The organism is Cellulosimicrobium cellulans, assembly GCF_042723955.1.
GTDB lineage: Bacteria > Actinomycetota > Actinomycetes > Actinomycetales > Cellulomonadaceae > Cellulosimicrobium > Cellulosimicrobium cellulans_H.
Genome location: NZ_JBHXIC010000121.1, coordinates 2,282 through 9,701 on the forward strand (window position 1 = coordinate 2,282; position 7,420 = coordinate 9,701).

The following is a 7,420-nucleotide window of genomic DNA, read 5'->3' on the forward strand; positions in this document are numbered from 1 at the left end:
GCGCCTCACCAGGCTATAGACCGGTGTGGCGCTGACAACTCGCGGACGGCAGCGGGTTACCGGGCGGTACGGGAGGGCCCGCGGTCGGATACCGTTGTCGCCATGCGCCTGCACGTCGCCGACCACCCACTCGTGGCCCACAAGCTGACCGTCCTGCGGAACAAGGAGACGGCGTCCCCGACGTTCCGGCTCCTCGTCGACGAGCTGGTCACGCTGCTCGCCTACGAGGCCACGCGCGACGTGCGGGTCGAGCCGCACGAGATCGAGACGCCGGTGACGACGACGGTCGGCGTGCGCCTCGCGGAGCCCCGTCCCCTCGTCGTCCCCATCCTGCGCGCGGGCCTGGGGATGCTCGAGGGCATGACGCGTCTCCTGCCGACGGCGGAGGTCGGGTTCCTCGGCATGCAGCGCGACGAGGAGACGCTCGAGGCGGTCACCTACGCGAACCGCCTCCCCGACGACCTGACGGGCCGGCACGTGTTCCTCCTGGACCCGATGCTCGCGACGGGCGGCACGCTCGTCGCCGCGATCGACTACGTGTTCGCGCGCGGGGCGCGGGACGTCACGGCGGTCTGCCTGCTCGCCGCTCCCGAGGGGATCCAGGTGCTGGAGAACGCGGTCGGCGACCGCGTGGACGTCCACCTCGTGGTCGCCGCGGTCGACGAGCGCCTCAACGAGAAGGCGTACATCGTCCCGGGCCTCGGCGACGCCGGGGACCGCCTCTACGGCGTCGTCTGACCCCTCTCACTGCGCGGGCGCGCGCGACCGTGCCCGGTCGCGCCGCTCGTCGTCGGCACGAGAGCCCGGAAAGCGAGACCCGACTGGTCCGCATGCTGAGAAGTTCCCGGGCTCCCCTTGGCGTACCGCGCGGTGCGCTGCCATGCTCGCTCACGTGAGCACCACGACCCGTCCCGCCAGCGCGCCGTCCGGCGCGCTCCCGGGCGCGGTCATGTGCGTCTGTTGTCAGGCCTGAACCCTCTCCCGCACCTCGGTTCAGCCCTCGACCCCTGCCGACCCGCCGGTTCCCCGGCGACGCCGTCGGCCCGACGCACCCGGAGCCACCCATGACGCTCACCGCTACCCGCCCCGCCCGCCGCACCTCGACGCGCGCCGCCGCACCCCGGGCCCTCGCACCGCAGCGCCCCGCCGCGCCGCACGCCACCGTCGCGCCGGCCCGCCCGGCCACGCCGGACGCCGCGCCCCGCCGCACCCCCGGCTTCGTGCTCTACGTCGGCGTGGACGCCGCGCCGGGCGAGCAGCCGCAGGCGCAGCTCGTCGAGCTCGCGGAGGCGCTGGGCGAGCTCGCCCGCGACTGGCTGCCGAGCGCCGAGACGTACACGGCCCTGGCGCTCGCCGAGCCCACGACCGGGTCGTCGTCGCCCGTGCAGGACATCGCGGCGTTCCGCGAGCGGCTCGCGACGCTGTCGCCCGTGCCGCGCGTCGTCATCGACCCCGCGGGCCGCACCGTCACGGTCGAGGGCCGGTCCGCGCGCCTGACGTTCCGGGAGCTCGAGCTCCTCTCCTACCTCGCCCGCACGGCGCACCGCGTCGTGACCCGGGCCGAGCTGCTCGAGACCGTGTGGGCCGACCACGAGGTCGCCGCGGGCAGCCGCACCATCGACGTCCACGTGCGCCGCCTGCGCGAGAAGCTCGGGCTGGAGCACGTCATCACCACGGTCCGCGGGCTCGGCTACCGGTTCGACCCGCAGACCCCCGTCGTCCTCGGCGGCACGGGGCACGCCGCCTGAGGACCAGCGCTGCCGGGCCGCGGTCGACGTGGGGGTACGTGGGGGACCGCGCGCCCGGCAGCGCAACCCCGCCTGTCGTCACGCTGGCGAGGCGACCAGGGTGACGACGCTCGCCGGGCGCGGACGCGCGCACGGCGATACGTTCGGCCCATGCGCACAGTCATCGCGGGAGGTCACGGCCAGGTCGGCCGTCGCCTGGCCCGGAACCTGGTCGAGCGGGGAGACGACGTCGTCGCCTTCGTGCGGTCCGCCGCGCAGATCACGGACCTCACCGAAATCGGTGCGCACGTCGCGCTCATCGACCTCGAGCAGGACGACGCCGTCGCGGTGTCGTTCGAGCTGGAGGGCGTGGACGCGGTCGTGTTCGCGGCCGGCGCCGGTCCTGGGAGCGGGGCGCCGCGCAAGGACTCGGTCGACCGGGCGGGCGCGGCGCTGCTCGCCGACGCCGCCGAGCGCGCGGGCGTCGGACGCTACGTCCTCCTCTCCTCCCGCGGCGTCGAGGCGGCGCGCGCCGACGAGCGCCCCGACGACGTCGACGACGTGTTCTGGGCCTACCTGCGCGCCAAGGCGGCGGCCGAGGACGACCTGCGCGCGCGGACGGACCTCGCCTGGACGATCGTGCGCCCCGGCCACCTCACCGACGACCCGGGCGTCGGCCTCGTCGCGCTCGCACCCGTCGGGGACGGCGACAAGCCGCGCGGCAAGCGACGCAAGCCCGGAGCCGCCGTGGGCGAGAGGTCGGACGTGACGCGCGACGACGTCGCGCTCGTGCTCGCCGCCGTCCTCCACGAACCGCAGTCGGCCGGCCTCGTGCTCGACCTCGTCGGCGGCGACCGGCCCGTCGACGACGCGCTCGCGGACGTCCTGCCCTAGCTGTCGCGCCCCGGCGGCGTCGCCGTCCGAGGCGACGACGCCCGTCAGCCCTCGCCGCAGCGCGAACCGCGCTCCCAGAACAGCCCGAGCGGATCGCGGTCCGGTCGCACGAGGATGCTGCCGTTGCGCGCCGTGTAGTTCCAGCCGCGGAAGGAGACCTCGGCGTCGTGGTCGTACCAGACGCCCGCCTCCCACCCCGGGTAGCACGCGGGCGCCGCGGTGAAGTCGTCGACCCTGAGCTGCACGGTCGACCTGCCCGCGTGGACGACGTAGGTCGCCCCGGACCAGGGCGCCTCGCCCAGGCTCTCGGTCCGCCGCTCCCCCGCCCCCACGACCCACTCGCCCTTGGCCTGGCCCGTGACACGGAACGTCACCGGGACGTTCGATCCGGAGTTGTCGAGCAGGACCGACACGGCGCGGTACGAGTGGCCGCGCGCCGCGTCGTAGTACGGGTCGCCGAGGACGAGGCTCGCCGTCGGCTGCTCGACGGCACAGTCGACCGCGTCGAAGTGCTCGGTGAGCGTCTCGGTGAACGACACCCCGAGCACCGTGCGCGCCAGCCCGAGCTCGACCGTCCCGGCCTTGACCGCGAGCGCACCCGCCGCGACGTCCGCGCGCGCGCTCGCGCCGGGGGCGACGTCGCCCAGGTCGCGGTCGCCGAACGGCGTGCGGACGACGACGCGCATCGCCTCGGGCGAGTCGTTGCGCAGGGTCACGGAGAGGACGACGCCGTCGCTCCCGGCGGCGCACTGCGCGACCACCGTCGGGGTGGCGGTCCAGTCGGGCTGGTACCGATCGCCCTGGTAGCGCGCCGTCAGGCGCTCGTCCGCGAAGGCCGAGCCGAGCACGGTGCGCGACTGGCGGAACGTGACGGAGCCGGGCTTCACGTCGAGCGCGCGCGTGTCCACGGTGAACGTCGCGCTCGCTCCGGGCGCGACCTGCCGCGCGGTCCCCGAGTCCCCGTAGCCCGCGGCCGACATGACCACGTCGATCGTCTCCGGGGAGTCGTTGGTCAGCGTGCCGACGAGCTTGACCGAGCCGTCCTGCCAGCGCGCGTCGACCGTCGCGGACCGGGCCCACTCCGGGCTGTACTCGAGCGCGCGGTAGCGGGCCTCGACCGTCTCCCGGCCCGGGCCCGACGGCGCCGCGCGCTCGACCGTGAACGTCGCCGTCCCGGCAGGGACGGACAGCGCCTTCGCGTCCACCGTGAACGTCGCCTCGGCACCCGGCGCGACCTCGACCGGCGCGGCGTCGCCGTGCGGCGTCGACATCCCGACGCGGAGCGTGGTCGCGGCGTACGGGTTGCGGAACGTACCGGTCACGACGGACGTGCCGACGCCGGTCCCGGGAGCCACCCCCCAGGACGTCTCCGCATCGGCCGCGTGCGCGACCTTCTTCCAGTCGAAGCAGTCGACGGCCGCGACGTCATGGCTCGCGAGCGGCGCCCCGTCGGCGAGCACCGCGAGCCGCAGCAGCTCCTGGCCCACGCCTCCCGGCACGTCGACGGTCACGGCCGCGCCGCCGTCGACGGTCCGGGTCAGGTCCTTGCGCCCCTCGACCGAGAAGACGACCGGGACGGTCGAGCGCGTGTTGTCGTACCGCAGCGAGACGGTCGCGGAGGACAGCTCGGTCTTCGGGTCGAGCACGCACTTCCCGACGACCGGCGAGCCCACGGCGGGCGCGTGCCGGACCGCGTCGTACGAGGCGGCCACGGAGTGCGACCGCCCGGAACCGTCGAGCCGCGTCGCGTGGAAGACGACCTCGCCGGCCGCGACGTCGCGCGATCCCGTGTCGAGCGAGACCGTCACGCTCTCGCCCGGGGCGACGTCCACAGCCTTGGTCACACCGAGCTCGCCGCTGTCCATGGTCACGCGCAGCGCCGTCGTCGCGTGGCCGTTGCGGAACTCACCCTGCACGACGACCGACCGGGTCTCCGCGGACCACCGCGTCGTCGCGCTGCCCGAGACGTTCCACTCGAAGCAGTCGACACCGGCGACGTCGTGCCGGGCGATGGTCGAGCCGTCGGCGCGGACCTCGAACGTCGCACTCGTCGCGCCCACGCCGCCGGGCACGACGACGTCGCGCACCTCGCCGGCCTTCAGCGTCACCGTGAGACCGTCACGACCGGCGACCGAGAGCTCCACCGGGACCGTGGACGCCGAGTTGTCGTAGTGCACCGTCACCGGCGAGGACGACGTGTCCGTCTCGGCGTCGAACACGCACTCGCCGACCGACGGCGCGCGCGCCGCCGACGGCGCGTAGCGCGCGGCGTCGTAGGACGCGCGGACCTCGTGCGGCTCCGCCCCGGGGACGCCGACCCGGGTCACGCGGAACGTCACCGACCCCGCCGCGACGTCGCGCGAACCCGTGTCGAGCGTGAACGACGCCTCCGCGCCGGGCGCGACCTCCACAGCGTCGGCCGAGCCATGGCGACCGGCGTCCAGGACGACGCTCGTCGGGGTCACGGCGTGCGCGTTGCGGAACGTCCCCTCGACGACGAACGACCCGGACTCCGCGGACCAGCGCGTCGTCGCGCTGCCCGTCACCGACCACTCGAAGCAGTCGACGGCATCCACCGTGCGCGTGCCGAGCTCGCGGCCGTCGGCGAGCACCGTGTAGGCGGCGGCCTGCGCCCCGGCGCGGGGCAGGTCCACGACCTGCGTCTCCCCGCCCGCGACCTTCTCCGTCAGGCCCGGGCGTCCGTCGACGGAGAACACGACCGGGAGGGTCGACGACGAGTTGTCGAAGGTCAGGCTCGCGGGCGCGGACGACGTGTCCGCCTCCGGGTCGAATCGGCACTCACCGAGCGCGGGTGCCGGGACGGCGGGGGCGATCCGTTGCTCCTCGAGGAGGACGGGCAGCAGGCTCTGGTAACCCTGGCCGTCACCGTCGTCGTCCTGGTGCCAGCGGTACTGGCGCAGGACCGCGTTCCCCCGCACCGTCTGGGTCAGCCCGGTGTCGAGGACGAGGTCGCCCGTCTGGCGGTCGGCGAGGGGCGCGATCGCCGCCGAGTCCGCGACCCCGGACCAGGTGCCGTTGTCGGGCGCGAGCAGACGCACGTCGAGCGGCTCGCCCGTGTCGTTCGCGACGCTCGCCGTCCAACGCACCGTGCCGCCGTCGTTGTCCGCCGCGACCTGCACGTCGGCAGCCGTGAGCCACGGCGGCGGCGTCCAGCAGTCGAGCGCGGCGAACGGCCCCGCGTCAAGGCGGTGCTCGAACGTCTCGCCCGCGACCGTCGTCGAGAGCACGACGTCCGCGCGCCCGGCGGGGTAGCGCACGCCGTCGTCGACCTGGACCTTCACCTCCTGGCCGAGCCGGACCGAGGCGGCCGTCGCACTCGAACCCGCCGCCTCGACCGTCACGTCGAGGTCGTCGTACGACGTGGTGTTGGTGTACGTCGCGACGAGAGACGCGAGCTCGCCCTTCTCGGTCGCCGTGCACTGCGGAACGACGCCGCGGAGCGCCCCGTCCTCCCCGCGCAGACCGTCCGCGGCGCCTCCCCAGTAGTCGTCGACGGCCGGGTCGACGGACGCAGTTCCCGAGCGGGCGTCACCCGCCGTCACCTGCACCTGGACGTCGGGAAGGTCGTTCGGGACGGTCTCGAGGTCCGCGAGCAGAAGCACCGGGACATCGACGGTAGCGCGCGGGGCGAGCGTCGTGCCCGCCGGCGAGGCACACGTCACGGCCCCGTCGCCGGCCTCGCAGCTCCAGCCCCTCGGGCCGCCGCCGACGAGGCTGAGCCCGTCCGGGAGGTCGACGGTCACGCGCGGATCCACGGCAGGCTCGTCGCCGCTGTTGCGCAGGGAGAGCCGCAGCGTCGCATCACCGGGGTTGTCGAACGCGAGCGTGGGCTCGGCGGTCACCTGCAGCTCTGCACCCCAGTACGAGACCTTCGTCGGCGGGAACGAGCGGTGAGACGGCTGGATCCCCTTGGCACGCAGAGACGCCGCGAAGGGATAGTCGCCGCCCGAGTCCGCGCGGACCTGGACGGAGAGGTCCCGACTCTCCCCGGGGGCGAGGATGCCCACCGAGCACGTGACCAGGCTCGTCCTGTCGGCCTGGGGCACCGCGCTGCCGCACGGGAGCGAGGCAGCCGAGAGGGGACCGCTTGCGACCGTCCCACGGGCGACGAGCGACGAGCCGGGGGTCGAGACGCCGTCTGGGAGCGTGAGGTCGACGAAGACCTCCTCCGCCGCTCGCCCACCGGTGTTCGACGCCGTGATGACAAGATCGGCAGGGACTCGCGCCGCGAGCGAGACCGGGGCGAGCGACAGCTCGAGCGCCGCCGGCGCGGGCTCGGGTGTTCCCGGATCCGTCGGTCCGGGCGTCCCGGTCCCCGGGTCGGTGGGCGTCGGCGTGCCGGTCCCGGGGTCGGTGGACCCACCCGGCGTCGTCGTGCCCGGCGTCGACCCGACGGGCGTGGTGCCGTCCGTCGGCGACCCGCCGCCGGTCCCGTTCGTGTCGCCCGTCCCGGCGGCCGTCTCGTCGGTCGGGGCGGGCGGGACGTTCGTGGGCGACGTCGGGTCGGTGGTCGGGTCCGGCGTCGTCGTGGTCCCGGTGGTCGGCGTCGGGGACTCGGACGGCGACGGTGAGGTCTGCGCGGTCGGGGTGGGCGCGGGGTCCGGCGAGAACACACCGAGGACACCCGCGACGCCGAGCCCGGCGACCGTGAGCACGCCGACCGTGACGGCCGCCGCGGCGAGCGGCGCCGACGTGACGAGGGCGACGAGGCCGCCCGCACCGGCCGCGGCGAGCGCGCCGCTGCCGGCCGCCGCACCGCCGGCCGCGGCCGCGGCGCC

Annotated in this window: 3 protein-coding genes and 1 pseudogene; 3 read left to right on the forward strand and 1 reads right to left on the reverse strand. The window is 75.2% G+C overall.

Going from position 1 to position 7,420, the window contains the following annotated elements:
- The first annotated feature begins 102 nt into the window (after nucleotides 1-102).
- From upp to ACFWH7_RS19750, 3 genes are all read left to right on the forward strand, one after another.
- On the forward strand, nucleotides 103-738 hold the full coding sequence (gene upp / locus ACFWH7_RS19740) for a uracil phosphoribosyltransferase (RefSeq protein WP_087470014.1): 636 nt from the start codon (nucleotides 103-105) through the stop codon (nucleotides 736-738).
- A 326-nt stretch (nucleotides 739-1,064) separates the two neighbouring features.
- Entirely contained in the window at nucleotides 1,065-1,748 is a 684-nt protein-coding gene (locus ACFWH7_RS19745) for a winged helix-turn-helix domain-containing protein (RefSeq protein ID WP_378219153.1), read from the forward strand.
- 150 nt (nucleotides 1,749-1,898) lie between these two features.
- Nucleotides 1,899-2,621, forward strand: a complete 723-nt coding sequence (locus ACFWH7_RS19750; protein ID WP_378219155.1) for an NAD(P)-binding oxidoreductase — start codon at nucleotides 1,899-1,901, stop codon at nucleotides 2,619-2,621.
- A 44-nt stretch (nucleotides 2,622-2,665) separates the two neighbouring features.
- Here ACFWH7_RS19750 and ACFWH7_RS19755 read toward each other — a convergent pair.
- Nucleotides 2,666-7,420: pseudogene (locus ACFWH7_RS19755) on the reverse strand (hypothetical protein); the annotation flags it as partial.

Coding starts and splice junctions, on each gene's coding strand:
- upp (WP_087470014.1), top strand. CDS start 103: ATGCGCCTGCACGTCGCCGACCACCCACTCGTGGCCCACAAGCTGACC.
- ACFWH7_RS19745 (WP_378219153.1), top strand. CDS start 1,065: ATGACGCTCACCGCTACCCGCCCCGCCCGCCGCACCTCGACGCGCGCC.
- ACFWH7_RS19750 (WP_378219155.1), top strand. CDS start 1,899: ATGCGCACAGTCATCGCGGGAGGTCACGGCCAGGTCGGCCGTCGCCTG.